The 25,858-nt window shown below is 56.8% G+C and carries 32 protein-coding genes; 14 read left to right on the forward strand and 18 right to left on the reverse strand.

The window, feature by feature from the left end; all coding sequences use genetic code 11:
* Positions 1 to 14: 14 nt before the first annotated feature.
* From ABMA60_RS07650 to grxD, 3 genes are read right to left on the reverse strand one after another with little or no spacing between them, the layout of a single operon-like run.
* A complete protein-coding gene (locus ABMA60_RS07650; RefSeq protein WP_392801068.1) occupies positions 15 to 590 on the reverse strand; it encodes a YqgE/AlgH family protein in 576 nt (191 codons plus the stop codon).
* Between the two features lie 53 nt (positions 591 to 643).
* Positions 644 to 1,414 carry a HesA/MoeB/ThiF family protein gene (locus ABMA60_RS07655; protein ID WP_392801071.1) on the reverse strand — a complete coding sequence of 257 codons (771 nt, stop codon included), beginning with the start codon at positions 1,412 to 1,414 and terminating at the stop codon, positions 644 to 646.
* 45 nt (positions 1,415 to 1,459) lie between these two features.
* On the reverse strand, positions 1,460 to 1,795 hold the full coding sequence (gene grxD / locus ABMA60_RS07660) for a Grx4 family monothiol glutaredoxin (RefSeq protein WP_392801074.1): 336 nt from the start codon (positions 1,793 to 1,795) through the stop codon (positions 1,460 to 1,462).
* Between the two features lie 239 nt (positions 1,796 to 2,034).
* On the opposite strand from grxD, the gene argF reads away from it, so the two are divergent.
* Complete coding sequence (gene argF / locus ABMA60_RS07665) at positions 2,035 to 2,943, forward strand: ornithine carbamoyltransferase (protein WP_392801077.1); 909 nt, start codon at positions 2,035 to 2,037, stop codon at positions 2,941 to 2,943.
* The gene (locus ABMA60_RS07670; protein WP_392801080.1) at positions 2,936 to 3,709 is read left to right on the forward strand and encodes a substrate-binding periplasmic protein; all 774 of its coding nucleotides are present in this window, start codon (positions 2,936 to 2,938) and stop codon (positions 3,707 to 3,709) included. The genes argF and ABMA60_RS07670 overlap by 8 nt, the downstream gene beginning before the upstream one ends.
* Here ABMA60_RS07670 and ABMA60_RS07675 read toward each other — a convergent pair.
* From ABMA60_RS07675 to dsbD, 3 genes are read right to left on the reverse strand one after another with little or no spacing between them, the layout of a single operon-like run.
* Positions 3,662 to 5,056, reverse strand: a complete 1,395-nt coding sequence (locus ABMA60_RS07675; protein ID WP_392801083.1) for an ATP-binding protein — start codon at positions 5,054 to 5,056, stop codon at positions 3,662 to 3,664. The genes ABMA60_RS07670 and ABMA60_RS07675 overlap by 48 nt on opposite strands.
* Positions 5,053 to 5,721 carry a response regulator gene (locus ABMA60_RS07680; RefSeq protein ID WP_392801086.1) on the reverse strand — a complete coding sequence of 223 codons (669 nt, stop codon included), beginning with the start codon at positions 5,719 to 5,721 and terminating at the stop codon, positions 5,053 to 5,055. Before ABMA60_RS07680 ends, ABMA60_RS07675 begins: the two co-directional genes overlap by 4 nt.
* A gap of 10 nt (positions 5,722 to 5,731) precedes the next feature.
* Positions 5,732 to 7,558: a protein-disulfide reductase DsbD gene (gene dsbD / locus ABMA60_RS07685; protein WP_392801089.1), complete on the reverse strand. Its 1,827-nt coding sequence runs from the start codon at positions 7,556 to 7,558 to the stop codon at positions 5,732 to 5,734.
* 129 nt (positions 7,559 to 7,687) lie between these two features.
* On the opposite strand from dsbD, the gene ABMA60_RS07690 reads away from it, so the two are divergent.
* Genes ABMA60_RS07690 through ABMA60_RS07705 form a run of 4 tightly spaced genes read left to right on the forward strand, consistent with a single transcriptional unit; the run spans position 7,688 to position 10,732 of the window.
* The gene (locus ABMA60_RS07690; protein WP_392801092.1) at positions 7,688 to 8,233 is read left to right on the forward strand and encodes a TlpA family protein disulfide reductase; all 546 of its coding nucleotides are present in this window, start codon (positions 7,688 to 7,690) and stop codon (positions 8,231 to 8,233) included.
* Between the two features lie 5 nt (positions 8,234 to 8,238).
* Positions 8,239 to 8,463 (forward strand): DUF4266 domain-containing protein, encoded by a 225-nt coding sequence (locus ABMA60_RS07695; protein WP_392801094.1) that lies wholly within the window; start codon positions 8,239 to 8,241, stop codon positions 8,461 to 8,463.
* Positions 8,464 to 8,480: 17 nt separating this feature from the next.
* A complete protein-coding gene (locus ABMA60_RS07700; protein ID WP_392801097.1) occupies positions 8,481 to 9,785 on the forward strand; it encodes a DUF3570 domain-containing protein in 1,305 nt (434 codons plus the stop codon).
* Complete coding sequence (locus ABMA60_RS07705) at positions 9,785 to 10,732, forward strand: FAD:protein FMN transferase (protein WP_392801100.1); 948 nt, start codon at positions 9,785 to 9,787, stop codon at positions 10,730 to 10,732. Before ABMA60_RS07700 ends, ABMA60_RS07705 begins: the two co-directional genes overlap by 1 nt.
* Here the strand turns inward: ABMA60_RS07705 and ABMA60_RS07710 are convergent.
* Positions 10,711 to 11,598: a DMT family transporter gene (locus ABMA60_RS07710; RefSeq protein WP_392801102.1), complete on the reverse strand. Its 888-nt coding sequence runs from the start codon at positions 11,596 to 11,598 to the stop codon at positions 10,711 to 10,713. The genes ABMA60_RS07705 and ABMA60_RS07710 overlap by 22 nt on opposite strands.
* Positions 11,599 to 11,729: 131 nt before the next feature.
* Here ABMA60_RS07710 and ABMA60_RS07715 point away from each other — a divergent pair, with 131 nt between their 5' ends.
* Positions 11,730 to 12,695, forward strand: a complete 966-nt coding sequence (locus ABMA60_RS07715) for a LysR family transcriptional regulator (protein ID WP_392801104.1) — start codon at positions 11,730 to 11,732, stop codon at positions 12,693 to 12,695.
* A gap of 27 nt (positions 12,696 to 12,722) precedes the next feature.
* Here the strand turns inward: ABMA60_RS07715 and ABMA60_RS07720 are convergent, their stop codons facing one another.
* The 3 genes from ABMA60_RS07720 to imuA are packed head-to-tail and all read right to left on the reverse strand — an operon-like array spanning position 12,723 to position 17,957.
* Positions 12,723 to 15,881: an error-prone DNA polymerase gene (locus ABMA60_RS07720; protein ID WP_392801107.1), complete on the reverse strand. Its 3,159-nt coding sequence runs from the start codon at positions 15,879 to 15,881 to the stop codon at positions 12,723 to 12,725.
* Complete coding sequence (locus tag ABMA60_RS07725; protein WP_392801109.1) at positions 15,878 to 17,302, reverse strand: Y-family DNA polymerase; 1,425 nt, start codon at positions 17,300 to 17,302, stop codon at positions 15,878 to 15,880. The genes ABMA60_RS07720 and ABMA60_RS07725 overlap by 4 nt, the downstream gene beginning before the upstream one ends.
* Positions 17,295 to 17,957, reverse strand: a complete 663-nt coding sequence (gene imuA / locus ABMA60_RS07730; RefSeq protein ID WP_392801112.1) for a translesion DNA synthesis-associated protein ImuA — start codon at positions 17,955 to 17,957, stop codon at positions 17,295 to 17,297. The genes ABMA60_RS07725 and imuA overlap by 8 nt, the downstream gene beginning before the upstream one ends.
* Positions 17,958 to 18,065: 108 nt before the next feature.
* Here imuA and ABMA60_RS07735 point away from each other — a divergent pair, with 108 nt between their 5' ends.
* The 7 genes from ABMA60_RS07735 (at position 18,066) to ABMA60_RS07765 (ending at position 23,064) form a co-directional block, all read left to right on the forward strand.
* Complete coding sequence (locus ABMA60_RS07735; protein WP_392801114.1) at positions 18,066 to 18,848, forward strand: CLCA_X family protein; 783 nt, start codon at positions 18,066 to 18,068, stop codon at positions 18,846 to 18,848.
* Positions 18,849 to 18,922: 74 nt separating this feature from the next.
* Positions 18,923 to 19,294, forward strand: coding sequence for a metalloregulator ArsR/SmtB family transcription factor (locus ABMA60_RS07740; protein WP_392801116.1), 372 nt, complete (start codon positions 18,923 to 18,925; stop codon positions 19,292 to 19,294).
* The gene (locus tag ABMA60_RS07745) at positions 19,294 to 19,770 is read left to right on the forward strand and encodes an arsenate reductase ArsC (RefSeq protein WP_392801120.1); all 477 of its coding nucleotides are present in this window, start codon (positions 19,294 to 19,296) and stop codon (positions 19,768 to 19,770) included. The genes ABMA60_RS07740 and ABMA60_RS07745 overlap by 1 nt, the downstream gene beginning before the upstream one ends.
* Positions 19,757 to 20,482 carry an arsenical resistance protein ArsH gene (arsH, locus tag ABMA60_RS07750; RefSeq protein ID WP_392801123.1) on the forward strand — a complete coding sequence of 242 codons (726 nt, stop codon included), beginning with the start codon at positions 19,757 to 19,759 and terminating at the stop codon, positions 20,480 to 20,482. The genes ABMA60_RS07745 and arsH overlap by 14 nt, the downstream gene beginning before the upstream one ends.
* 3 nt (positions 20,483 to 20,485) lie before the next feature.
* Entirely contained in the window at positions 20,486 to 21,508 is a 1,023-nt protein-coding gene (arsB, locus tag ABMA60_RS07755) for an ACR3 family arsenite efflux transporter (RefSeq protein ID WP_392801126.1), read from the forward strand.
* Positions 21,501 to 21,992 (forward strand): arsinothricin resistance N-acetyltransferase ArsN1 family A, encoded by a 492-nt coding sequence (locus tag ABMA60_RS07760; protein WP_392801129.1) that lies wholly within the window; start codon positions 21,501 to 21,503, stop codon positions 21,990 to 21,992. The genes arsB and ABMA60_RS07760 overlap by 8 nt, the downstream gene beginning before the upstream one ends.
* Positions 21,993 to 22,575: 583 nt before the next feature.
* A complete protein-coding gene (locus ABMA60_RS07765) occupies positions 22,576 to 23,064 on the forward strand; it encodes a hypothetical protein (protein WP_392801132.1) in 489 nt (162 codons plus the stop codon).
* An 88-nt stretch (positions 23,065 to 23,152) separates the two neighbouring features.
* Here ABMA60_RS07765 and ABMA60_RS07770 read toward each other — a convergent pair whose 3' ends face one another.
* From ABMA60_RS07770 to ABMA60_RS07805, 8 genes are read right to left on the reverse strand one after another with little or no spacing between them, the layout of a single operon-like run.
* Positions 23,153 to 23,362 carry a hypothetical protein gene (locus ABMA60_RS07770; RefSeq protein ID WP_392801135.1) on the reverse strand — a complete coding sequence of 70 codons (210 nt, stop codon included), beginning with the start codon at positions 23,360 to 23,362 and terminating at the stop codon, positions 23,153 to 23,155.
* Positions 23,363 to 23,572: a hypothetical protein gene (locus tag ABMA60_RS07775; RefSeq protein WP_392801138.1), complete on the reverse strand. Its 210-nt coding sequence runs from the start codon at positions 23,570 to 23,572 to the stop codon at positions 23,363 to 23,365.
* On the reverse strand, positions 23,569 to 24,069 hold the full coding sequence (locus ABMA60_RS07780) for a hypothetical protein (protein WP_392801140.1): 501 nt from the start codon (positions 24,067 to 24,069) through the stop codon (positions 23,569 to 23,571). Before ABMA60_RS07780 ends, ABMA60_RS07775 begins: the two co-directional genes overlap by 4 nt.
* A complete protein-coding gene (locus ABMA60_RS07785; protein WP_392801143.1) occupies positions 24,066 to 24,467 on the reverse strand; it encodes a hypothetical protein in 402 nt (133 codons plus the stop codon). Before ABMA60_RS07785 ends, ABMA60_RS07780 begins: the two co-directional genes overlap by 4 nt.
* A 3-nt stretch (positions 24,468 to 24,470) precedes the next feature.
* Entirely contained in the window at positions 24,471 to 25,025 is a 555-nt protein-coding gene (locus ABMA60_RS07790) for a hypothetical protein (protein WP_392801145.1), read from the reverse strand.
* On the reverse strand, positions 25,025 to 25,486 hold the full coding sequence (locus ABMA60_RS07795; protein ID WP_392801148.1) for a hypothetical protein: 462 nt from the start codon (positions 25,484 to 25,486) through the stop codon (positions 25,025 to 25,027). Before ABMA60_RS07795 ends, ABMA60_RS07790 begins: the two co-directional genes overlap by 1 nt.
* Before the next feature lie 9 nt (positions 25,487 to 25,495).
* Complete coding sequence (locus tag ABMA60_RS07800) at positions 25,496 to 25,723, reverse strand: hypothetical protein (protein WP_392801151.1); 228 nt, start codon at positions 25,721 to 25,723, stop codon at positions 25,496 to 25,498.
* A complete protein-coding gene (locus ABMA60_RS07805) occupies positions 25,704 to 25,850 on the reverse strand; it encodes a hypothetical protein (protein WP_392801153.1) in 147 nt (48 codons plus the stop codon). Before ABMA60_RS07805 ends, ABMA60_RS07800 begins: the two co-directional genes overlap by 20 nt.
* Positions 25,851 to 25,858: the final 8 nt, after the last annotated feature.

Raw genomic sequence — 25,858 nt, forward strand, 5'->3', positions numbered from 1 at the left:
GCGGCGGTCGGCCGTTAAGCGCGGCCGCCGCTGTCGCTGAGAAACATCTTGTCGATGCCCAACCGTTTTAGCGCAGCGTCATAGCGGGTTTCGATGCCTTCCTCGAAAATCAGCCCCATATCACCTGGCACGGTCAGCCAGGCATTGCCTTTCAGTTCACCTTCCAACTGACCCGGCGACCAGCCGGAACAGCCCAGACACACCAGATAATCGCTGGGGCCGCCGCCTCGAGCGATGGCTTCGAGAATGTCAGGACTGGTGGTGATGCTGATATAGCCGTTGTTCACCGTGCTGCTCCAAGGGCCTTCCTTGGAGTGGTGGATGATAAAGCCGTGTTCCGGCATCACCGGGCCGCCTGAGTAGACATGGGTGTCGCACAGCTCCGGGTCGTCGCATTCGATATCGAGGGAGTCGAACACATCACCCAGTTTCATCGACGTTAAGCGGTTGATGACCAAGCCCATGCAGCCATCGCCATCGTGCTGAAACAGGTAAGAAACGGTGCCGCTGAACCAGGGATCGGACATATCCGGCATGGCGATGATGAAGTGGTTGCTGAGGCTGCTGCCATCACTGTGTTGCGTGCTCATGAAGGGGCTCCCAGCGGCGATATGGATGGCTTTAGTACGCCAGTGAAGTTGTTTTAGGTCAAGCGGTTGGAGCAAGCCGGGCAGGCGGGATTGCGTTTGAACTGGAAGCGCTGAACGCTGAGGTCAAGCGCATCAACGGTCAGCAGTTGGCCGACCAGCGGCTCACCAAAACCGGCTAACAGCTTGAGCGCTTCGGTGGCTTGAATGGAGCCGATCAACCCCACCAAGGGCCCCAGTACGCCCGAGGTTGAACAACTCAGCTCTCCATCCTGACCATCCGGATAGAGACAGCGAAAACAGGGACTGTCGGTGCGGCGAACATCGAAGCTCGTGGCCTGGCCGCTCATACCCAGGGCAGCACCACTGACCAACGGTAATCCCAGCTCGATGCAAACCTCATTAGCGTCATAACGACTGGCGAAACTGTCGGTGCCGATCACCACCAGATCACAACCTTGCGCCCACTGACGCAGGCCGTCTTTATCGAGCGACTGGTCAATTTCCACCAAGCGACAGTGCGGGTTTAAGCGGCGCAAGGTCTCAGCGGCGCTGTGTGTCTTAGCCTGGCCGACGCGGTCAGACGTATGCACGATCTGGCGCTGCAAATTGGTTTCGTCGACGCTGTCGCCATCGGCGATGCGCAGCTCACCGATGCCGGCTGCAGCCAGATACAGCAAAATAGGACTGCCCAAACCGCCAGCACCCACCACCAAAACAGTAGCATTGCGAAGTCGCTGCTGACCGGCGATATCCACTTGGGGCAGCAGAATATGACGGCTGTAGCGCAGCAGTTCGTCGTCGGTGAGGTCGGGGAATTGAGTCATGGCAGGGAGGGGGAGTTGGCCCGGTATAACACCGGGCCCGTTGGCTCAGTTGGTTTCGTCTTCCGGCACAGCTTCATTGATCAACTGTTGCAACTCACCGTTGCCGGCCATTTCAGTGACGATATCGCAGCCACCAATCAACTCGCCCTGAACCCACAGCTGCGGGAAGGTTGGCCAGTTGGCGTATTCTTTCAGTTTTTCGCGGATATCCGGATTAGACAGAATATCGACGTAAGCAAAGCGCTTACCGCAGTTCATTACCGCCTGCACGGTTTGCGCGGAAAAGCCGCACATGGGCTGATTGGGATTGCCTTTCATGTACAGCAGCACGGGGTTGCTGGCGATTTGGTCTTTAATGGTATTGAGGGTCTCGTCGCTCATCTTGCTGCGTCCATAGTGAAATGAGAAGTGGAATGTATGGCGTTTATTGTACGCCAATTCCGTCTTCGTGCAGATGGGGATGGGCAGCGTCTTTTCAATGGATGCGATGGCAACACTGAATTGCAGAGAAGCAAGGGTGCATTGCTGCTGTTCGGCTGCTTAAGTATCATGGACGGTTTTCCCGCTCCGGGCCGCATCAGCGGCCGTGACCCATAACGATAAGTGAGAGGCAAAACAGCATGTCGGTCCGGCATTTTCTTACCTTAAACGACCTGAGCACGGACGAGCTTCGGCATCTGGTCGAACGCGCCATCGAACTGAAAGGTATGTTCAAGCGCGGAACGCGCTATGAACCGCTGAAAAACCGCGTGCTGGGTATGGTCTTTGAGAAATCCTCGACCCGAACCCGGGTTTCCTTCGAAGCGGGCATGATTCAACTCGGCGGTGGCGCTATATTCCTGTCGCCACGCGACACTCAATTAGGACGTGGTGAGCCGATCGAAGACAGCGCCAGAGTGCTGTCACAAATGGTCGATGCGGTGATGATCCGGACGTTCGAGCACGACAAGGTCACCACCTTTGCTGACTATTCCTCGGTTCCGGTCATCAATGCGCTGACCGATGACTACCATCCCTGTCAGCTGCTGGCCGACATGCAGGCCTATCATGAGGTCCGCGGCCCGATTCAGGGTAAGACAGTTACCTGGATCGGCGATGGCAACAACATGTGCAACTCCTATATCAATGCCGCCCGCCAATATGACTTCCAACTGAACGTCGCCTGCCCGGAAGGTTATGAGCCGATGCAGTCGCTGCTCGACGAAGCCGGTGATCGGGTGCGTATCCTGCGCGATCCGGCCGAAGCGGTGGAAGGCGCGCATCTGATCACTACCGATGTCTGGGCCAGCATGGGCCAGGAAGAAGAAGCGCAAGCGCGTTTTAAAGCTTTCGAGGGTTTCCAGGTATCCCCCGCCTTGATGGATAAAGCCGATCCGGCGGCGATCTTCCTGCACTGTCTGCCGGCCCACCGTGGCGAAGAAGTCAGCCTGGATATGCTGGATGATCCACGTTCTGTCGTCTGGGAGCAGGCGGGCAATCGTCTGCACGCGCAAAAAGCCTTGTTGGAGTTTCTGCTCTGCAGTGAGTAACACCTTGACGTTAAAAACCGCGCTTGTGGCCATCCTGGTGATGGCCCTTACCGTCGCAGCCCGGGCGGAAGTCCGGCTGGTAACCGGTAATGACTATCCACCCTTTACCGACCAAAGCCTTCCCGACGGTGGACTCAGCTCCCGGCTGGTTCAGGCCGCCTTTGCCGCCACGGGTGAGACCGTCGATATTCGTTTTCAGCCCTGGCTGCGTGGTTATCGGGCCACGCTCAATGGCGACTTTGACGCCACCTTTCCTTACGTTCATACCGACCAGCGCGAAGCTGAAATGCAGTTTTCCGATCCGTTTATGAACGTGGATACCGTCATTATCAGCCGGGCGTCTCAACCCTTGGATTACCAATCAGTGGAGTCGTTACGGGGCATGGCTTTGTGCCGTGCTCAGGGCTGGGGACTGCCTGCTGTGATTCGCGACGGCATAGCGGCGGGGATTATTCAGGTCGTCGATGCGCCTCAGTACACCTCCTGTTTTCGCATGTTACTGGCCGGAAGAGTCGATTTTCTGCTCAGCAATAACCTGCAGTGGGAAGTACAGGCGCAGGTAAACCAATTAAATCCCGACGCTTTCCATCTGGCGAAAACGCCGGTACAGCGCAGCCGTCATTATCTGATTGCCGCCAAAACTCCAGCCGGCGAAGCCATTATCGAACAGTTCAACACCGGTCTGGCGCGTTTGAAAGACAATGGCGACTATGGCCGTTTAGTGCGCGACTACCCGACGTTGTGGCCAGAGAATACGGACGATTAAGCCCCCGCCGGGAGTATCGTCCAGCTGCACCACAGCCTGATGCCGTTCAACAATCCGCGCCACAATCGATAACCCCAGACCCGCACCGGCCGTGCTACCTGTTCGATAGAAACGCTCCATCAGTTGTGGCTTCTCAGCTTCACTCACGCCAGGGCCATGGTCCTGAACGCTCAATTCGAGTCCATTGCCCAGTGCACGCCACTGAATCTCAATGCGCAATCCCGCTGCTGCATGGGAAATGGCATTGCTGATCAGGTTTTGCAGCAGTATTTCCAGGCCGCCGGCTTCAACGGAGAGCTGCCAGGGAGCGTCCGCCTCGTCGTTGACCAAAAGTAGCTCAACGTCATCACGCCAAGCCAGCGGCGCCAGGTCGGCCAGCACCTGGCGACTGACCGCTAAAGGATCAATAAACTGCCTCGGCGGACTGTCATCCGGATCCAGGCGCGCCAGTGTCAGCAGTTGAGACACAATGCGCGTGGTGCGGTCTATGCCGGTATGCAGCGCTTGAAGAGCGTTTTGCCGATCCGTTTCGTCCAGGCTGCCGAGCGCGTTCTGGGTGTGCAGACTGAGGACAGATAAGGGCGTACGCAGTTCGTGGGCGGCATCAGCGATAAACCGCTGTTCGCGCTCCAGACGCTGTTTTAACTGCAGCAGAAGATGATTAATGGCGTCCTGAATCAGTTCCAGCTCGGCCGGCAGGTGTCGTTGCGCCAGCGGCTCCAGTGAACGACGGTCACGCTGTCGAATTTGCTCAGCCAGTTGCGCCAAGGGGCGCAGACCAAAGCCGATAGCCCACCACAGCAACAGGCCCAGCAGGGGCAGGCCAATCAACTCGGGAATCAGGCTGCGCCAGGCGATGTTTTCCACCAGTTCACCCCGGACATCCTGTCGCTCAGCGATGATGATGCGTTCTTCACTCTGGGTATCGGGCAACACAAAAACACGCCAGCGCTGGCCTTCAACCTGTTCTTCACCGTAGCCGCCGGTGAGATCGGTCAGCCGTTCCGACGGTGCATTGACCGAACGCAGAATCAACTGCTGATCCAACCAGACCTGAAACACCACCTTGCTCTCGTAAGGATGTCCCTGACGCGGGTCGGCTTGCGCGCTGAGCGTCTCCAGGGTGCTCAGCAGGCGCAGTTTCTCGAGCTGACTGAGCGAGGTTCGATTCAGCCCCGATACCAGATTGCCCAGCAATCGCGCCTGTTGCGCCAGATGGGCGTCATAGAGTTCTTCAACTTCGTGCGCCGCATCGTTAAAGCTGTTCCAGGCGATCAGCGAACTGACGACAACCAGCAACAACAGCGCAGCACCGAGGGTTCGGGTGCGGATGGCGTTGGGAATCACGAGCGGGCGTCCTTATCCAGGGCATAACCCACACCGCGCAAGGTGCGAATCAAGGCCGGGAACAGCTTCTTGCGCAGATGATGCACATGAACCTCCAGTGCGTTGCTCTCGACATCGTCATCCCAGCCATAAAGCAGTTGCTGCAGATGGTCGCGGGTAAAGACATGGCCGGGCTGATTCGCCAATTCATGCAACAGCGCAAATTCACGGCGAGTCAGGGAAACGGCTTGGTCCTGAAAGTAGACCGTCTGGCTTTGCGGTTCGATGCGCAGCTCGCCAACGGTCAGACTGCTGTCGGCCCGACCGGCGCTGCGTCGCAGCAGAGCACGGATGCGGGCTTTCAGTTCGGTGATATCGAAGGGTTTAACCAGATAATCATCGGCGCCACTGTCGAGCCCGGCAATGCGGTCGGTTACCGCATCGCGGGCGGTGAGGATCAGCACCGGTGTTTGTTGGCTTTCTGAGCGCAGCGTCTTTAACACCGTAAGACCATCCAGGCCGGGCAAACCCAGGTCCAACAACACCAGATCGAAGACCTCATGACGCAGCGCATGTAACGCCTGACGTCCATCACCGAGGCAGTCGAGCGTGTAACCTTCCGATTTTAAGGCAGTGCGGACGCCGTCACGCAGATCGGCGTCATCTTCAATCAACAGTAGGCGCATGCATCTTCCATTACAGAGGTTGGCTGCCGTTCGACATTAACTGACTCAACTGAGCGCGCCATTGCTGAAAATCAATTTCACCCAGGGTGCGCAACGCATCGTTTTCTTCCCCATCAGCGCTGAAGTAAAGCAGAGCCGGCGGGCCAAACAAGTGGTGATCATTGAGAAAGGCCACCTGTTCGGGGCTGTTGCGGGTTATGTCGAGCTGCAGAAAACGCACCTGACCATCGTAATTGCCGCTTTCGTGAGCAAAAACGCTTTTCTCCATGTCTTTGCAGGCCGTGCACCAGTCAGCGTACAAATCCAACACCACCACCTGACCAGCGCGCTGGGCAACGGCCAATTGTTGATTGAGTGCGGCGACATCGGCGGTGCGCTCAAATAATTCCGCCTTTGCAGTCTGGGTTTGACCGGCGACCGCGGGACTATTCAAACCCGCCAGAGGCTGCAACGGATCGCCATGGCCGGCGAGGGCGCCAATCAACAAAGCGCCGGAATAGAGCCCCATGGCAGCGGCAATACCACGACGAGTCTTCTGCCAGCCAGTATTCAGTTCACCGCCTAAGCCCAGTTGCGCTGCGTAGATCAGGATCAACAGTCCCCACAGCGCCAGGCTCAAAGCCGCGGGAATAAAACGCGACACCAGGCTGATGGCAATACCCAGCAACACCACGCCAAAGAACTGCTTAACCGCAATCATCCACATGCCCGCTTTGGGCAACAAACGACCCCCACCGGCACCAACCAGTAACAAGGGCGCACCCATACCCAGGCTGAGCATAAAGAGCGCACCACCACCGAGCCAGGCATCACCGGTGGTGCTGATGTACACCAAGGCACCGGCCAGCGGCGCCGACACGCAAGGAGAAACGACCAAGGCGGAAATCAGCCCCATCAGGGCAACACTGCCATAGCGGGCTAGCCCGCCTTTGGCGCCACCGGTATCGACCTGACCCAGGCGATTGCGGATAAAGGCCGGGGCCTGCAACTCGTAAAAGCCGAACATGGCCAAAGACAGCGCCACAAAGATGGCCGCAAAAACCGACAGCGCTATCGGGTTTTGCAAAGCGCTTTGCAGATTCAGGCGGGCGCCAAAGAAACCCACCAGAATACCGGCCAGTGAGTAGGTCGTTGCCATGCCCAGCACATAGGCCAATGACAGGCTGACGCCTTTGCGGACGCTGAGGCTTTCGCCCTGACCGGCGATGATGCCAGCCAAAATCGGAATCATCGGCAATACACAGGGTGTAAAGGTCAGTCCCAGACCCAGCACGAAGAAGGTTGCCAACATCCAAAAACGATTAGCATCGGCCATCCATTGCGCCAAACCGGAGGCATTAGCGGTGTTTTCCGGTCGTACCGCAGCACTGTTGTCCGCAGCAGAGAGCTCGGTGGTGACCACAGTTGCCGGCGCATTCGTCGGCGTAAAGCTCAGCCGCTTGGTCTGGGGCGAATAACAGAGTCCGGCTTCTGCGCAGCCTTGATAAACCAGCGCAACGTCATAAGGCGAGGCCGTGCCAGCAGGTATCGGCGAGGTGATGGTGAGCTGGTCGTGGAAAACCTCGGTGGGGCCGAAATAAGGATCCTCTTTAAGCTGCGATGAGGTGACAAAGCTAATTGGCTGGCTTTGGCCATTGACGCTCAGCTGCACTCTATTGCGATAGAGGTAATAACCCGGAGCAATATCCCATTGCGCCTGCAACTGGGATTGTTCGTCATCGAACTGAACCTGGCTGGCAAAGGCCTGGTCCGGCGGCAGAAAGTCCTCAGCTTGCGCCCAGGACACACAGCAAACCAACAACAGAGCAACGTAATAATAGATTTTGGCGGATTTCATAACGACCTCCTCGTTTTTCATCCGCCCAGCTTTATCGAGCAACCTTAAGGGCACCTTAAATAGCGCTTAAGACTGCCTTAAGTTGCGCCGGGCAAGCTGGCCTGCGAATCCACAAAAAAGGTTGGTGTTATGACAATCATGCTACGCAACTTTTCTCTCAATGCGGCTCTAAACGCGGTCGTGCTGGGACTGTTATTGGTGGTCTGGGTGTCCGTTGCTCAAGCCGATGAACTCACTGAGGCCGATGCGGCGCCTTTGGCGGCGATGAGCGATCAGCCATTGCCGACCATCGATGGCGGCGAATTAACGCTGAATGACTTGCACGGCCAGGTCGTATTGCTCGACTTCTGGGCCTCCTGGTGCGGTCCATGCCGCGAATCCTTCCCCTGGATGAACCAGGTGCAACAACGCTATAGCGACGACGGTCTGGTCATTGTCGGCGTCAATCTGGACCAGGACACGGCGGCGGCTCGGGCGTTTCTTGAAGCGGTACCGGCCGATTTCACCATCGCCTTCGATAGCCAGGCTCAGTGGCCCGAAGCCTACGGCCTGATCGGCATGCCATCGAGCTACCTGATCGATCGCCAAGGTCGGGTCCGTGCCACCCACACCGGTTTTCACAGCGGCCGTGTTGCCGACTACGAAGCCAGCATCGAACAACTGCTTGCGGAGTGATGAGCATGAAAAATCTGACTTATCTGGCGCTTTCCACGGTTCTGGCTTTCGCACTAACCGGCTGCAGCAACCTCGGTGTTAAACCCTGGGAGCGCGACCTGCTGGCACAGCAGGATATGGAATTAATCAGCGATCCGATTGAGGCGTCGCTCGACGATCACGTCTACTTCAGTAAAGAAGGCAGCAGTGGTGGCCGCGGCTTTGGCGGCGGCGGTTGTGGCTGTAACTGATTTCGCAGGAGATGCGCATGAAAACGAATAAACCAGTGTCGCGCCAGACCATGGCGCTCAGTGCCAGCTTGGCGGCTATCGGCGGTGCGGTCTTACAGGGCTTGCCCAATCAGGCCATGGCCGGTGAACTAGAGCGTTGGGACTTTGATGCGGCCGTGATGCAGTATTCAGAAAGCGACGATCGCGTTCAAGCGACCGAAGCCATCTTGGGCGCGGCCCGTAATTTCGACAGTGAAACCCAGCTCAGTTTCAAACTGACGCTGGATACGCTGACTGGAGCGTCGCCCAACGGCGCGCTGCCGACCGATCAACCGCAAACCTTTACCCGGCCGTCAGGGCGGGGCAGTTACACCGTCGAATCCGGCCAGTTACCACTCGATGATACCTTCAGAGACACGCGCTACACCGGCAACATCCAGTGGAGCGCGCCCTGGGGGCGGGACTGGAGTTACTCGACCGGCGTGCATTATTCCACCGAACACGACTATGAATCCCGGGGTCTCAACGCCAGCCTGTCGCGCTATTTCAACCAGAAGAACACCACTGTGACCTTGGCGACCAATCTGTCGATGGACACCCTGTCGCCCGAAGGGGGTGTACCAGTTGGGCTTAGCGCCATGGCCGAACCCGGCAGTCCGAGTTTCAACTCCGATTTCGCCGCCAGCCGTGACGGCAGTGAGGCCGATAAGCAGGTCACCGATGTGATACTGGGTGTCAGCCAGATCATCAATCGTCGCGCTCTGATGCAGTTCAATTACAGCCTCAGTTTTAACGACGGTTACTTGAGCGACCCCTATAAAATCATCAGTGAGTTCGATACCGCTGGAGGCACGGTCCAGGGTTACCGCTATGAGCAACGTCCGGACAGCCGTTTAAAACAAGCGCTGTTCTGGCAGGGCAAATACCAGTTCGGCAGTGGCGACATCATCGATGGCAGCTACCGCTTCCTGTTCGATGACTGGGGCATGACCTCTCATACCGTCGATGCGCGCTACCGCTGGCGCTTCGGTCACCAGTATCTTGAGCCTCAGGCACGCTGGTATTCGCAATCGGCGATCGACGCCTATCAGCCTTACGTCACCTCGGCGCAACTGGCCGATAATCCGGATGCGCTGACGGCCGATTATCGGCTGGGCGATTTCGACGCCTGGACGCTGGGTGTGCGCTATGGTTATCGCTTCAACGAGCGCACCGAGCTCTACACCCGACTGGCGGCCTATCGACAGATGCCACGTGACTTCAGCTCAGACACCACTCCAGCCGATGCCGGCGATCTGCCGGAAATGACCGCTGTGATGTTCACCATCGGAAGTCGTTTCTGATGTCGCAAAAGCTGCGTCTGCAATGGCACGACGGGGCCTGGCTGGGGCGTTTCGACGCCATGGCCAGTCCCTGCGAAGTGCTCATTGCGTTACCCAAGGCGCAGCAACAGTTGGCGCGGCGGCTGGCAAGCGTCGCCGCCCACGAAGTGTGGCGTATCGAGCAACGTTACAGCCGTTATCGCCGGGACAACCTCTTTACCGCCTTGCACGCCCAGCCCGATCAAGCCCAGCGGGTCGATGCCGAAACCGCTCGCCTGCTGAATTTTGCCGACCAGGCCTGGCAGTTGTCGGACGGTCGTTTCGATCTGACCTCGGGCTTGTTGCGTCAGGTGTGGAAGTTTGATGGCAGTGATCGGCTACCGGAACCTCAGGCGGTCGAGGCTCTGCTGACACGGATTGGCTGGCAGAAAGTCGAGTGGCATAGCGATCCGGCCGACAAGCAGGGCAACATTGCTGGCGGCTGGCTGACCTTGCCCGCCGGCATGGAACTCGATTTCGGTGGCATCGGTAAGGAATACGCCGCGGACCGCGCCTTGGGCAAGTGCCTGCAAGCGCTGCCGTCGGCTTGGAAGTCAGTAGGGATCGTGATCAATCTGGGTGGGGATCTGGCTTGCAATGGTCCTCGGGCGGATCAGACACCCTGGCGCGTCGGTATTGAAGCGCCGGACAACGATGGTCAGTCGTCGATGCTGCTGAAGTTGTCCAAAGGTGGATTGGCGACATCCGGCGACAGCCGTCGTTTTCTGCTCAAAAATGGCCATCGCTACAGCCATTTACTCGACCCCAAAACCGGCTGGCCAATTGAACAGGCGCCGCGATCGGTCACGGTCGCGGCACCCAGCTGTATTCAGAGTGGTCTGGTCGCCAGCCTGGCCATGCTCGCCGGAGCTGACGCCCGTGAATTTCTCGCCGAAACGGGCTTGCCTTACTGGATTGTCGAGGCTTGAAGCTGTTCTTTGGCGCGACGGCGAGGGCGCCGTTCACGCAGTCCCAGCCACAACAGCGGCACAATGATCATGAGCGAGCCGAGAATAAAGAACAGATCCGGTTGCTCGCCAAAGAGTACCCAGCCGCCCAGTATTGCCCAGATCAAACCGGTGTACTCGGCACTGGTCACCTGATTGGCCGCTACCCAGCGATAAGCCTTCAGCACCGTCACCTGGTAGCAGAGAATAAAGAAGGCCGAACCAAAGGCGGCGAGCAGGATTTCAGCTTTCCAGCTGGCGCCTTCAATCAAGGTTAGCACTACCAGAGAAGGCAGCATCAACACATGCACCAGCACCAGTGAATGCACGGTCGACTGACCCGACGGCAGCTTACGCACCAGCAGCACACCGATCGCCAGCGTAAAAGCCACACCCACCGCACTTAAGCTGCCCCAGTCAAAGCTGACCGGCCGCAGGATAACCACGATGCCAACAAAACCGCTGACCACGGCGATCAGGCTGGGCGCGGTCAAGCGCTCACCAAAAAACAGCAATCCCAACAGCATGACCAGCAAAGGTGCGGCATAGAAGACGGCATTGGCGGTTGCCAAGGGCAGGGACTTAAGCGCCACCACCATGCAGGCTATGCCAAAGATGCTGATATGGGCACGCAGCAGATGGATTTTCCAGCCCCTTAACAGCTGCTGACGGTCTACCTGACCAAGCAATGGCAGCAGAATGACCAGCACGCACAGAGTACGCACCAGAATAAACTGGAAAATGGGCGCGTCGGCGTCCTGCAACTTGATGATGATGTCCGACAATAGCGCCAGGGCATTGCCGATCACCAGCAAGAGGATGGCGCTGGGAACCGTCTTACCCGACATAACAGACTCCTAAATCGATAACCCATGATGGTGCCGGAATGCACCAGAGGAGCGCAGTTTAGTGCGACAGCGCCAGCCCGAGAAATGAGTTATTCTTTTATCTATTAGTTTTTTAGATAACAGGATCTGCGATGAAACTGCCGCCACTGAAAGCTTTGCCGGTGTTTGAAGCCGTTGCCCGACTGAACAGCTTTTCACGCGCCGCCATCGAGCTGAACGTCAGTCAGAGCGCGGTCAGCCATCAAATTCATCAGTTGGAGGCCTATCTTGGCGAGGCGCTGTTTCAACGCCAGGGTCGTCATCTCAGTTTGACCAACGAAGGGCGGGAGTATCAGGAAGCCGTCAGTTCAGCCTTGTTTCAGTTGGAGTGCGCCAGCGAGCAATTGCAGGGCCGGGTGGATACCCGGGTGCGGATTGCCATGTACAGCTCCATTGCCGTACGCTGGTTGATTCCCCGGCTTCCCACACTGCAACGGCAGCATCCGCAGTTGGATCTGGCATTGGAAATGATGAACGAATCGCCGCAGTTGTCGGATCGGGTCGCCGATTGTTTTATTACCCTGCAGAACGAACACCGCGGCTTTACCGCCGATCTGCTGTATTGCGAGCGCATGTTCGTCATTGCCAGCCGGTCATTCTGGCAGTCGATGTGTGCCGACTGGCAGCAAGCCGGCCTGATTGACAGCAATGAGCCACAGCAAATCGATCCCGCCTGGTTGTTGCGCTATCCCTTGCTTTCGACCTACAGCATCTACGACATCCATACCGAAGACTGGCGCCGTTGGTTTGCCCAGGCCGATCTGACCTTGCCGGACAGCACCCGCGTGCAGCATTTCAGCCATATGTTGATGGCGCTGGAAGCCGCGCGCCACCATCAAGGCCTGGCATTGACCAACGACTATATGCACAACATCGACGACGACCCCGAGCTGGTGCGCATACCCTGTCATAGCCTGGTCACCGGCGATCGTTTCTATTTCGCCTTTAAGACGTCGCGCCGCCAGGAAGCCGGCATCCGGCTGCTGCGCCAATGGGTTCGTCAGCAGGCGGTGGCCAGTGGGCTGTTGGACGTAGATGCATTGCCGGAAGCACGCTGATTTGAGCCTGATTCATTGGTAATCGGCTCAGTGGTAATCGCGCGAACGAACCTTCAGCTCCAGCTCGGCATCCAGCGCTTCCAGTCGGTCGGCCAGCACGTGAATAACATCGTTATCGAAGGCTTTTTCCAGCACACCGCTGACGCGGATCAGGCTGCGCGTGGTCAGCACTTTCAGCGACGCCTGCGCCAGCGATAGCCGCACGATGACATTGATATTGCCGGTATCGTCTTCCAGGGTGACAAAGGTGATGCGCGTTGATGTCTTGGGCATCTGCCGGTTGGTCACCAGACCCAGCACCTGCACCGGTATCCGCACTCGCTCAGGCAATGGCAGGCCGTGTTGCTCGGCCAAGCGCTCCAAGCGCGCCTGCTCGGCTTCCGCCAGTACCAGCAACTGATCAGCGGGGGCGCTGTCGGGTAGTTGGCCGCGTTCACGCAACAACTGCACCGGATGCTGGCCCAAGGTCAGGCCCTGGCTGTGGTAGTCCTCAACCAGGTTATCCAGTGCATCCGGCGCCGGCAGCTGGTAGCCAGATGCGACCGGTTGATCGAAAGCATCCTTCAGCAGCGGCGCCTGCAAGTTGAGCGCCGCGCTTTCCCAGCGCGCCTGGTGACGGTTTTCGGCCAAACCCCGAAAGGCATCGGCCGCCGCCAGCGCATCGAGATCACGCCGGCTCAACGCCGGGACGCCTTCCAATTGCCGCAAATGCTGAAAACCGTCACCAGGCCGGTAAGCAATAAGAGTCCGCGCGGTTGATTCGTTCAGCCCCTTCACCCGGCGTAGCCCCAGGCGAATGGCCCAACCTTGCTCTCCGGCTTCCAAGGTGGAATCCCAGGCGCTGGCGTTAATATCGACCGGCAGAACCTCTACACCGTGACGGCGCACGTCCTGGACCAGCTGCGACGCCGAATAAAAACCCATCGGCAAGCTGTTCAGCAGCGCGCAGCAGAAAGCGGCAGGGTGGTGGTGTTTCAGCCAGGCGGAGACGTAGGCGATCATCGCGAAGCCCGTGGCGTGAGACTCGGGAAAACCATACTCACCAAAGCCTTCTATCTGCCGATTGATGCGCTGGATAAAGTCTTCAGCGTAACCATTGGCGCGCATATTATTTTGAAGTTTGTCGCGTAACTCACTGATATGACCGGTTTTTTTCCAGCTGGCCATGGACGATCTGAGGGTGTTGGCTTCGTCTGCACTAAAGCCGGCCGCCACCCGCGCCAGAGAGATCACCTGCTCCTGAAAGATGGGCACGCCCAGGGTGCGCTCAAGCACTTCCTTAAGCGCATCGTTGGGGTAATCCACCGCTTCCTGGCCCAGACGGCGGCGCAAATAAGGGTGCACCATATCGCCGTGAATGGGGCCTGGCCGGACGATCGCTACCTGGACCACCAGGTCATAGAACTGCTTAGGTTTGAGCCGCGGCAACATGCTCATCTGAGCGCGGGATTCGATCTGAAACACGCCGATGGTATCGGCACGTTGAATCATGGCGTAGACCTCGGCATCGTCTTGCGGAATATCCTGCAAGCGCAGGGTTTCGCCCTGATGCTGGCGGATCAGATCCAACGTCTTGCGCACCGCCGTCAGCATGCCCAGCGCCAACACGTCGACCTTCATCAGGCCGATCGCTTCCAGATCGTCCTTATCCCACTGGATCACCGTGCGCTCAGCCATGGCCGCGTTCTCGATCGGTACGTAGTCAGCAATGCGCTGATCGGTCAGCACAAAGCCGCCGACATGCTGCGACAGGTGACGCGGAAATCCCAGAATACTGGCCAGTAGCCGTTTGAAGACGCTGATTTGATGCGCCGAAAGCCCCAGGCCTTCATCCTGAACCAGCTCGTCGATCCAGTTCTTGGAGCGATAGCGCCAGCCATAGTTGGCCAGGCGGCGTTCCAACTGCGCCAGATCGATACCCAGCGCCCGGCCGACATCGCGCACCGCGCTTTTGGGGCGATAGGTGATCAACGTCGCCGCCAGCGCCGCCCGCTTGCGGCCATAGCGGCGGTACAGGTACTGAATCACTTCTTCGCGGCGTTCGTGCTCGAAGTCGACATCAATATCCGGCGGCTCGTTGCGACCGCTGGAGATAAAGCGCTCGAACACCAGCTTGCCCGCCACCGGATCCACCTCTGTGATGCCCAGGCAATAACAGACCGCCGAGTTAGCGGCTGAGCCGCGCCCCTGGCAGAGAATGTTTTGTGAGCGGGCAAAACGGACGATGTCGTAGACGGTCAAAAAGTAGTGCTCATAACCTTTCTCCCGGATCAACGCCAGTTCCTTATCGAGCTGCTCGGCAAAGGCCGCACTGATGCCCTTCGGATGACGTCGCTTGGCACCCTGACGCACCAGCAAGCGCAGATACTCCGGCGCGGTAAATTGTCCCGGTACCAGATCACTGGGGTAGCTATAGCTCAACTCGCGTAAATCAAAATGGCAACGTTCGGCGATGCGCATCGTTTCAGCCAGCAGAGCAGGTGAGTAGAGCGAGCTGAGCTTATTAAAGGAGCGCAGATGGTTCTCGGCGTTGGGTTTGAGCCGCGGCCAGACCTGGTCGAGTGGTAGGCGATGGCGAATAGCGGTCAAAGCATCCTGCAGCTCCTTGCGCTCGGGGTGATGCATCAACACCGCATTGGCACAGACAGCCGGCACCTCGGCCACTTCACTGAGTGCCAGGGCGCGGCTGGCGGCTTCGAAAGCGCCTTCATCAAGCAGGTTTTCGACCAGTACCCAGCAACGTCCGGGAAAGTCATTTCGGAAACCGTGTAGACAATTAAGATCATCTGAACGCCCAGACGGCCGCCATAGGCAGAGGCAGTCATCGAGCCCCTGAGTAAAATCGGCGCGGCTGACTCGGTAGTCACCTTTATCGCAACGGCGCCGGGCGCGGGTGATCAAATGGCAGAGCTGAGCATAGGCTTGCCGGTTGGGTGCCAACAGCACCACCAATTGATCATCAAAGCGGAACTCACTGCCAATGATCAGTTTCAGGGAAATTCGTTTGTCCTTAATCGGTCGCCAGGCTTTGACCACGCCGGCAACGGAACATTCGTCCGTCAGTGCCAGCGCCCGGTAGCCCAATTCGGCTGCGCGCAGCACCAGTTCATCCGGATGCGAAGCACCACGCAGGAAGCTGTGATTGCTCAGGCAATGCAGCTCGGCATAGTCAAAGGCAGTGCTCATGCAAAGACGCCTTCACGGTACCAACCGCCGTCGCTATGGCGGCTGATCCAGTGATAACTGCGGCTGGCCGGGTGCCAGGCCCGATAATAGTCACGCTGGAAGCCATCCGGCTGCACCCAGGCGGGCAGTGCAAAGCGTTGCGGACCGCTTAAAGCCTGATATTCAGCAGCATTGATCGGCTCGGGGTTCGCCAATAACAGCGTCGGCTGAGCGCGTGGAAAAAGCCTGTCTGGCTGTTGACCGACAACAACCGGGCGGCTGGCCAGGTTAGGGCGCCAATCGGCACCGGCGCTGGGCTGCTGAACGGCCTTAGCGCCCAGCTTGGAACGCAGTAGTGACAACAGGTGCTGGGCGTCTGTCTGAGGGCGGCTGTCACCGAGCAGATCACCTGCGGTATCGCCGCGTTCAGTCAGTGCCTCAGCGCGCAAGCCGATAACCAGGACGGCTTCCGGCAGCGTCAATCGCTCCAAGGCCAGCGCCACCAAGACTGGCCAGCTTTCCGCGCCGCGTGAGGCGGTGTTGAGCTGAATGCTCATGGTGGTAATGGGAGCATCACGATGTTCCAGCTTGAAATGAAGCTCGGTCGTGCTCAGCTGACGGGCGTTCAGATAGGCCGCCAGCCCGTGCAGTAAGCGTTTGATAGGAAATATCAGCGCTTCGGCCGAATCCACTTCGTGCCACAGTTCAAGGCGCTCGTCATAACAAGGAGGGAGCTGGAAAGGTTCGCCCTGTTCACGCGGCCGCTCCAGAGCCGCCAGATGATTGATCAGCGATTGACCAAAGCGATAACCCAGTTCAGAGCGAGGCGCCTGGCGCAGTTGGCGCAAGTTTTTCAGCCCCATGGCGGCCAGCGCGCGAAGGTCGCGCGCGTCCAGCGGTAAGGCTAATTGGTCGATCGACAGCTTGCCCAACTGCTGTTGCTCGGCGGCGGCATCGATAAGCCGCCCATTCTGGTGATTCTCCGCCAATAAGCGCGCCGCCAGCGGTGTATGGCCCAGCGCCAACTGATAGTTATGGCCACTGTGCTGCAGTGAACTGTCCAGAGCCTCGATAAAGGTTTCGAGCCCGCCGTGCCAACGCAGCATGGAGCCGATTTCCAGGCTCAAACCCAGCGGCGAACAGAGCCGGATATCCGCGCAATGCTGGTAACAAAGCACCGCCAGATGCCGCAATTGAGTAGCCTCAAGTTGCGCGCTATAGCTCGCCTGAGCAACCTGATCGACCAGACAGTAGGCGGTGCGCAGGCTCATACCGGGTTGAACGCCTTCGCTTCGCGCCAGGGCATTGCATTGCTGTACGCTGCGGCCATCGCTGCTGGTCAGCAATACCGGTCGTGTTTGTGCAACCTCACCAAAGCGGGCTTCCAGAGCCAAGAGCGGAAAATGCAGATAGAGCCACAGCGGTTGGACGGTTTTAGCCATGGTCGTCGTCCTGCGCGACGTTGGCATCGCGGACTAAAGGCAAGGACAACCGAACATCGGCGCCGGGCCAGCCGCCACGACGTTTAAGCACACGGCAATGCAGACGTTCGTTGTTGTCTGGTTCGATCAACAGTCGCAAGGCGGCCATGGACGCCTGCTGCTGCAAACGCGCCGGCCGCAGTAAAAACAGCGGCACCGCGTTTTTTTCAGCGGCCAGTTGCAGGCGCCGCAAGCGCCGGGGATCGAGCTGGGAAACCCAGGCCAATACCGCCTGACTGCCACCACTGCTGAGGCTTTGTTCCAGCGTCCAGCTCAGTTCCGTTTCGCTGTCAGCCTGGCACAGCAGCAGACGATCCAGGCGCAGCCCCCAATGAGCCAGGGCCGAACCGTGCGGTCGAAAAGGGGCGTTGCACCAGACCTGCCAACGGACATCGGTCTGGCTCAGATGCGCCAGTGTCGGCAACAGCAAGCGTAATTCGCCTTGGCCTGCGGTCTGGTAAAACAGTTCGGTCATGGCGGCAGCGGGCCAGCCACCGCCGGGTAAAATAGCGTCCAATTCCGGCAGGCCGGTACTGAGTGCGGCGATCTGATTTTGCCGCCAATGCTGGCCGGACCAGAGGTCACCGCGTTCGGTTAGGGTCGTCAGTAGAGACATGAAACTGCACACAAATACTGTATATAAATACAGTATAATTGGCACGTTTTACTTTGCCAGCCGACAGCCGTCAGAATTTGTAACCGACGCTTTGGAGTCCTTGATTGAATGAGTAACAGACAGTGGCAACGACGCGGCCCGGATCATCGCAGTGGGCAACAAGTCGGCTTTGCAGACATTCGCCGCCGCTTCGATTTTCGCTCGGTGCGCCTGGGTCGCTGGGTTAAACCGGACGAACGCGACCGTGCCGCGACCGCCTTTTACGATGCGCTGTGCGACCTAATGCTTATTCTGGGCGGCAATGAACTGCTGATCGGCCTGCGCGGCACCCTGTCGCTGGAATACGGCCTGGGCGGTCAGTTGGGTGTGGCGGCGCACTATATGCCCGCCACTCGAGCCTTTGCGCTGGCCAAAAACGCCGGCCCCGGCAGCATCGCTCACGAATGGTTTCATGCCTTCGACCATTACATCACCGACAAAGCCTTTATTGATCCACCCTCGAGCCTAATGGGATCGCGCGCCTGGCTGGACAGTCGAGCAATGCGGCCGCACGCCCTGAATGAGCAGTTGTTTGGCTGCTATCAAGCCGTATTGCTGGATGCCGACGGGGCGCAACCGAGTGCGCTGTTTCAGGCGGCTGCCGAGGCCGATCGCGAGCGCGGCCAGCTTTATTACAGTCAGCCGGAAGAGCTCTGCGCCCGAGCCTTTGAAGCCTTTGTTGAGGATGCCAGCATCAAGAATCGCTTTCTGGTGTATGGCAGTCGTACGTCGGCCGAAGCCCGGGCAGGGCTTTATCCAAAAGGCGAGGAGCGCGAACGGATCAAGCTGGCGTTCAGTCATTACTTTAAGCGGCTGGGCAACGCTCTGAAGCAACAATCGCAACAGTCATAGACCTCCTGAACACAACTAGTATTTGACATTCGAAATTTCATATATATGTTATTTCGCATATCAGGAGGCGCATCATGTTATCACCCTTAGCTTTTTACAAATCGCTCGCCGATGACACCCGCTTAAAGACGCTGCTGCTGATCAGCCGGGCAGGGGAGCTTTGTGTCTGTGATATCCAGGATGCGCTGGAGTTGAGTCAGCCCAAGGTATCGCGACATCTGGCGGAACTGCGCAAATGCGCGCTGGTCGCCGACGAGCGTCGTGGCAAATGGGTTCATTACCGGCTCAATCCTGAATTGCCGGATTGGGCGCGCCAAGTACTGAGCGTGACCGTGGCAAACAATGCTGACTACCTAAGTGACTGCCTGGCGCGGTTGCCTGCCAGTTGCTGTGCTAGTGACAACAGCAGCGACCGTTTTACCACTGAAGCGGAGAACTGCTGCTGATGAAAATTCTCTATATCTGTACCCACAACCGTTGCCGCAGCATCCTGTGTGAAGCCATTACCCGAAGCCGGGCTGCCGGCCTGATTGAGGCACGCAGCGCGGGCAGTCAACCGGCCGGAGCCGTGCATCCGCTGTCGCTGAAATACCTGGCCGAGGCCGGCTACGACACTCAGAACTTAACCAGCCAATCCTGGGATGAATTCGAGGATTTCGCGCCCGACATCGTTATTACCGTCTGCGATTCAGCTGCCGGCGAAAGCTGCCCACTCTGGTTTGGTCGTACGCTCAAAGTGCACTGGGGCCTGGAAGACCCGTCCAAACACCCGGGCACTGAGGCTGAGGTGGCTGACGCCTTTAAAGCCACCATCAGCATCATTGAACAAAGAGTGGCGTCCCTGATCGAGCTGGCTCAGCAGGACCCGGCACAATGGCCCGACGCTCTAACCGGTCTGGGAGCCCAGCATGACCATCACTGATCTGAGCCTACCCAGCCTCGACGCCGACCAATTCAAGCGACCATCGAGCGATGACTTTCAGCGCCAGGTTTCTGACCAACCACCGCGTTTTCTGCTGCTCTATGGTTCCTTGCGTGAGCGCTCCTACAGTCGTCTGGTCATTGAAGAATGTGCTCGTCTGCTGACCGCCATGGGTGCCGAGGTGCGCATATTTGACCCTCACGGCCTGCCGCTGCCGGATGAAGAAAATAGGGAGCACCCCAAAGTGCAGCAGTTGCGCGACTGGGTGCAGTGGTCTGACGGCCAGGTCTGGTGCTCGCCCGAGCGCCACGGCGCCATGACCGGTGTATTTAAAAGTCAGATCGACTGGATACCACTGTCACTGGGCGCGGTGCGTCCCACCCAAGGCAAAACCTTAGCGGTCATGCAGATCTGTGGCGGCTCTCAGTCCTTCAATGTGGTCAATCAGTTACGCGTACTGGGCCGTTGGATGCGCATGATCACCATCCCGAATCAGTCATCGGTACCCAAAGCCTTTAACGAATTCGATGAAGACGGTCGTATGAAACCATCGAGCTACTACAACCGCATTGTCGATGTGATGGAGGAACTGATGAAGTTCACCTTGCTGACGCGCGGGCAGGGGGCTTATCTGGTCGACCGCTATTCCGAACGGGTGGAAAGCGCCGAACAGTTGATGCAACGGGTTAATCAAAAGGTGGCCACGGAGTAGCCTATGGGAGTCTTTGAACGTTATCTGTCGGTATGGGTTGGCCTTGCCATCCTGCTAGGACTGGGCCTTGGATCCGTATTCCCGTCCTTATTCGAATTCCTGGCGGCCTTTGAATACGCTCAGGTGAATGGCGTTATCGCCGTGCTGATCTGGCTGATGATCTATCCGATGATGATTCAGGTCGATTTCAGCGCGCTGAAGTACATCGGCCAGAAGCCTCAAGGGCTGGTGTTGACGCTTGTCGTCAATTGGTTGATCAAGCCCTTCACCATGGCAGCACTGGGCTGGCTGTTTTTCCGCGTGTTATTTGAGCCCTGGGTCGATCCGCAATCCGCCGGTGAATACATCGCCGGCATGATATTGCTCGGCGCGGCGCCTTGCACGGCCATGGTATTCGTCTGGAGCCAGCTGACGCGCGGTGATGCCAACTATACTCTGGTGCAGGTTTCGCTCAATGATCTGATCCTAATCGTTGCCTATGCTCCGATAACCGCTTGGTTACTGGGGCTCAACGACATCCAGGTTCCCTGGCAAACCCTGATTCTGTCGGTGCTGCTTTATGTACTGTTGCCTGTTATTGCCGGTTACCTAACGCGTCAACAGCTGGAGTCCCAGGGTGAGCATCGATTAAATGCCTTCATTCACAAACTCAAACCCGGCTCGATACTGGGTTTGGTTATTACCGTTCTGCTGTTATTTGGTCTGCAAGCGCCGCGTATTCTCGACCAGCCAGTGGTGATCCTGTTGATCGCCATTCCGTTGCTGATCCAGACCTATGGCATTTTTGCGCTCAGTTATGGGCTGGCGCGACTCATCAAGCTGCCTTATAAAGTGGCTGCGCCGGCTTGCATGATTGGCACATCGAACTTCTTTGAAATGGCGGTTGCCGTGGCCATAGCGCTGTTCGGGCTGAATTCCGGTGCGGCACTTGCCACCGTTGTCGGTGTGCTGGTCGAGGTGCCGGTAATGTTATCGCTGGTTGCTTTCGCTAATCGCACTCAACATTGGTTTCACGACTATGACTGACTTGATGATAAGACCGGCTCTAGCGGACGACGTGGCCGCCATCACCGACATCTATAACCTGGGCATTGAATCCGGACTGGGAACCTTTGAGACCCGTCTGCGAGAACCTTCTGAGATTGCCAACTGGCTAGATGAAGCCGAGCGATACCCGACACTGGTCGCCGTTCAAGACAACAAAGTAACCGGTTTCGCCCGGCTTTCTTCATATCGGGCCCGCCCTTGCTACGACGGTATCGCCGAGTTTTCCATCTATCTGGACCCGAAAAACCAAGGGCAGGGGGGCGGTACGCGGCTGTTATCGGAGCTTTTAAGCGTTGCTGGTCAAGCCGGCTTTCATAAAGTGCTTTCACGCATCTTTACCGCGAATAAAGCCAGCCTGGGGCTCTGTCGGAAACTGGGCTTCAGGGAAGTCGGTGTCTATGAGCGCCATGGTCAGCTCAACGGCCAATGGCTGGATGTGGTGATTGTTGAATATCTGACCTGAGACAAATCGATTTAGAGTACGCTGGCTATGGCCTATGTATGGCCGGCGGACAACCGGAGCCAGTCGGCTTAATCAGTCGGATTTAAGGCTATTAAAGCTAGAAGAAATCCCCTAAGGCCAGTGTCGCGCTTAACCGCTTAAGTCAAAGACTGCTCGTCACACACTAGCTCCAACCAGCTGGCTTACCAGCTACCGCTTCATTAATGACTAGTTGCAACCGGTGCTGTGTATAGCGCCGTCTCAGTTAAACCTGAGCAAATATCTCGCGCGAATTTTTCGGTTTTTACTGCAGCAAACCATTGATGCTTAATCTGCGTGAATGAACTTGGAATGTAGGGCTCATAAACATCCTGAGCACAGAGAACCTGATCAACTGATATAAAAGAAGCAACTTGGTTAGTCGTTGTGTGGAGGGCAGATATCTATACTTTCACTATTTCCTGTAATCTTTATTACAGGATAAAATAGGGATGCAAGCTGAGAGTAACGGGCATAGCTTGCTTGTTGTTTGTTTTTTGAACTGTCAATATGTGAAATTGATTTTTTTTAGATCAATATTTACTAAATGTTTTTGGAAAAACTGATGGGCTTCATTGTTTCTGCGCTACCAATCATAGCCACATTAGCTGCGGTCGTAGTTATCCCAGTTATGTATTGGCAATCTAAAATAGCACCTCAACCTAAAATAGTTATCCGGGTAGCCGAATTCGAAGAAATCGAACACTCAGAAAGAGATCAGAATCCAAAGTATGGCCTTATGGTCACCATTACTAATAGAGGGCAGTTGTCTACAACTGTTAGACATATATCGATAAAAAGCTATCAAAATAGACTTGCTAAATTTAGAAAAAGAAATCCGATCGCATCACTCCCATGGCGAACTCCATTTACTCTAACTACTGCGAAACTACCCGTTCTGCTTCAACCTGGGGATTACTGGAGTGGTCAAATTTATATTGACTGGTTATTGGAAAAAGCACCAGGGCGCCCGATCTATGTGTTCGCACACCACACTTTCTCAGATCACCCAAAAGCAACCAGAGTCATTCAAAGACTACACCAAAGCGCTTAACGCCTCTTTTTCTTTGCCTTCACGACCCGGCCACCCTTGGTTAGCCGATAACCCTTTTTAAATTTGCCGCTTTTGGTTCGTCCTGCGTTCACAGAGTTGCTCCCAGTTTTGTAAGGTGTGATGGCGTTTCGATTTCCTGGCCGGCGCGCTGCTCGAGGACGTCGACACGGTAAATCAACAACGCCTGTTGCTTATCCAGTTCAACGACTGTCTGCCCAAACCACAGAACAGCGGCCAACGTCGCGCCAGAAAACACTGACGCGGCATGGTTGCTGATCTTAGTTACTGCTTGCGGCATCTATTCGGACCCGCCTGGCTCGATGCTCGCATCGTCGGTCGACAGAAACGCCTCGATCACCACGACTGAGCCGCTAACGATGGCCTGCTTGGTTGGCTCAGGAAGATTCACGCTCAGAACCATACAACCCAGCGTTACGACTGCCGTCACTGCGACCTTAAGCGCTTTGCCGCGCAGCTTGGCGACGATGCCGCCAATTTTCTTGATCACGCCCATGCCTGATTAACCCCCGTATAGAATTGTTCGCCGCTAGCATCTTTGAGACCGGCCCAGGTTGCTGGTTCTGCCGGATCGCGGTCGCGCGTGTCTAAATGCAGACCTGGCCAAGGTTCCCAATCCGGATAAACCCCTATCCCACCAAAAACGCCAATTTCACGCGCTACCTGATAAAAACCTGGCAAGTCGGCCTTGGTTGCACCTGGAATGATCACGTCAGCGGCCCGAACCTGGCCCCATTTGGCGACGTTGTGCATTGAGTCGCCAGCACCCGGACGACCCAAAGCACCGATAGCCGGGCTTATCAGCACGGCACGCCCCAGGCGATGCCGAAACTCATCCAGGCCGCGCAACAGGTCCGCATCCATCAGCGGCCACCACTGGCCGAACTCGGACGGTTTGAAATATCGCAACTTCACTGTTTGTTCCTTCCATTTCCAGGCGACCGCGTAGGCAGCCACCAAGCCGCCCAGCACGTGAACTGGTTTCATGACGCTGCCAAATACGAAAAACTAAATGCGGGCATATCCACGCCGTCCATATCGCTTTCTCTGAAGTCTTCCTCTCGATAGATATTCAGTCGAATATCACCATTCGGATAGATCGTGCAGACAACGCGCTTGTTGTCATACGTCTGCCCGAAATGCTCAATGGAAAACATGCCAGCAATCGTTTCTGCTTCAGGCCGCATCCCTACCGGGATAATTCCGCTGGCTTTTAGAGTGGATAATGAAAAGCCCATGTCGCTATGCCCGGAATACTGAATGACGATCATTCGCCCAAATTGGCAGAAAGAAAAAACACCAGCGCCAAAGCCGCCACCGCCGTATGCAGCCGGATGCCGTGTGATCACTGCCGGTTTTGGTGGTGGCACCATCAACTGAGACATTGGTTACACCTTTTCCGCTAAATAGAGCTTGTCGCCGGACATACCAAACACCTGAATATCGCCAACAACATCAGTCGTAAAAGTGCCCTCGGGCTTCAACGGAATTCCGGTAGTGCCGTCAGTCGAGCCGATCCACACACGACCCTGATTTTCCTCGGCCGCAACCACAAGCAACTCCTTTCGATCAGGATTGCCCGGCATTACTTGCGGCGAACCATCGAACTCCACAGGCGCAAGCCCAGGGAACGAGGAAGCGGGCAAAACTTTCACGCTGGGCTGGTTGTTGATTGCCACAGAAGACGAAGGACTAGATATATCACCTTCACCTGAGCTAATTACTAACAGACGTAGCGTATTGTTGGCCGTGTGCTGATTGATGATTTCAGTACGATCACTGGCACTTTCCAGCGTAAGAGTCTCACCTAGTTCAAGCGGCGCGATCTCGGTAGGCGTCCTAATCAAAACCGGTCCATCAGCATCGATCAACTTCAATCGGCGCAATTTTCCGCCAATGTTCTGAGACTGCCCCACTTCCAGCGTAATTGTGTTTGGCTTCATTAACGGCGACTCCAGGCAAAAAGGCCCACGGCAGCGACCAGCGCCACCAGCATGTTACGAGTGCTGGTGTTCACGGTGTCCGCCACCAGGGCGCCATCATTGGTTGCACGCTCGATCAAGTCATAAGTGCGCCGGTTGTTCTCGCTGATAGCGTTGAACGTGTCGGCGGCGTTATCGGATGCGAACCCCAGTGCGTCGCGCCCAAAATTCAAAGCGCTATTTGTTTGATCACGGCTCAGGTCAAAGGCCTGACTGCCCAAGTCACCAGCCAGGTTTAGCGACTCTTTAGCGGTGGTTTCCACTAGATCAAAAGCGCCACCATCTGTGACAGTTACGTCACCGTCAGCACGAATAGCACCCTCGCTTAAATCGCCTTCTTGAATGCTTGTGCTGTTGTCCTGGCGGTAGTCGTTTGTAGTGCTGCTATCGCCTTTGGAACTACCAAAAATGTTCAGACCCATGCGGCCTCCTTAATGACGGCTCATAAGGAACAGGCCACCCATGACAATACCGGCGATTCCGATAAGAGCGGGCATAGTGATGCCATCGCCCCCGCGGTTGAATGTCACGCCGCCGAAACTGCCAGTAGCCGAATCGTTAGCGGTATCGCCCCGCTTGTCGCCGGCTGACAGGTTCCAACCATCACCGCCTAAAAAGCTGCTACCAGCCCCCATAGATTCACCCTTTTGCTTTTGCATAGGCATAAACCCCAACGCCCAGCGCGCCCAGGATCAGAACGTTTTTCCCGATTCCGGCGAAGGTGTAGCCACCGACGCCAAAGCCCGCGACGAACAGCCCCGCCGCCCAAATGAAAGGAATTGGCACAGTGCCCC

Source organism: Saccharospirillum sp. HFRX-2, from assembly GCF_043196805.1.
Taxonomy (GTDB): Bacteria; Pseudomonadota; Gammaproteobacteria; order Pseudomonadales; family Natronospirillaceae; genus Saccharospirillum.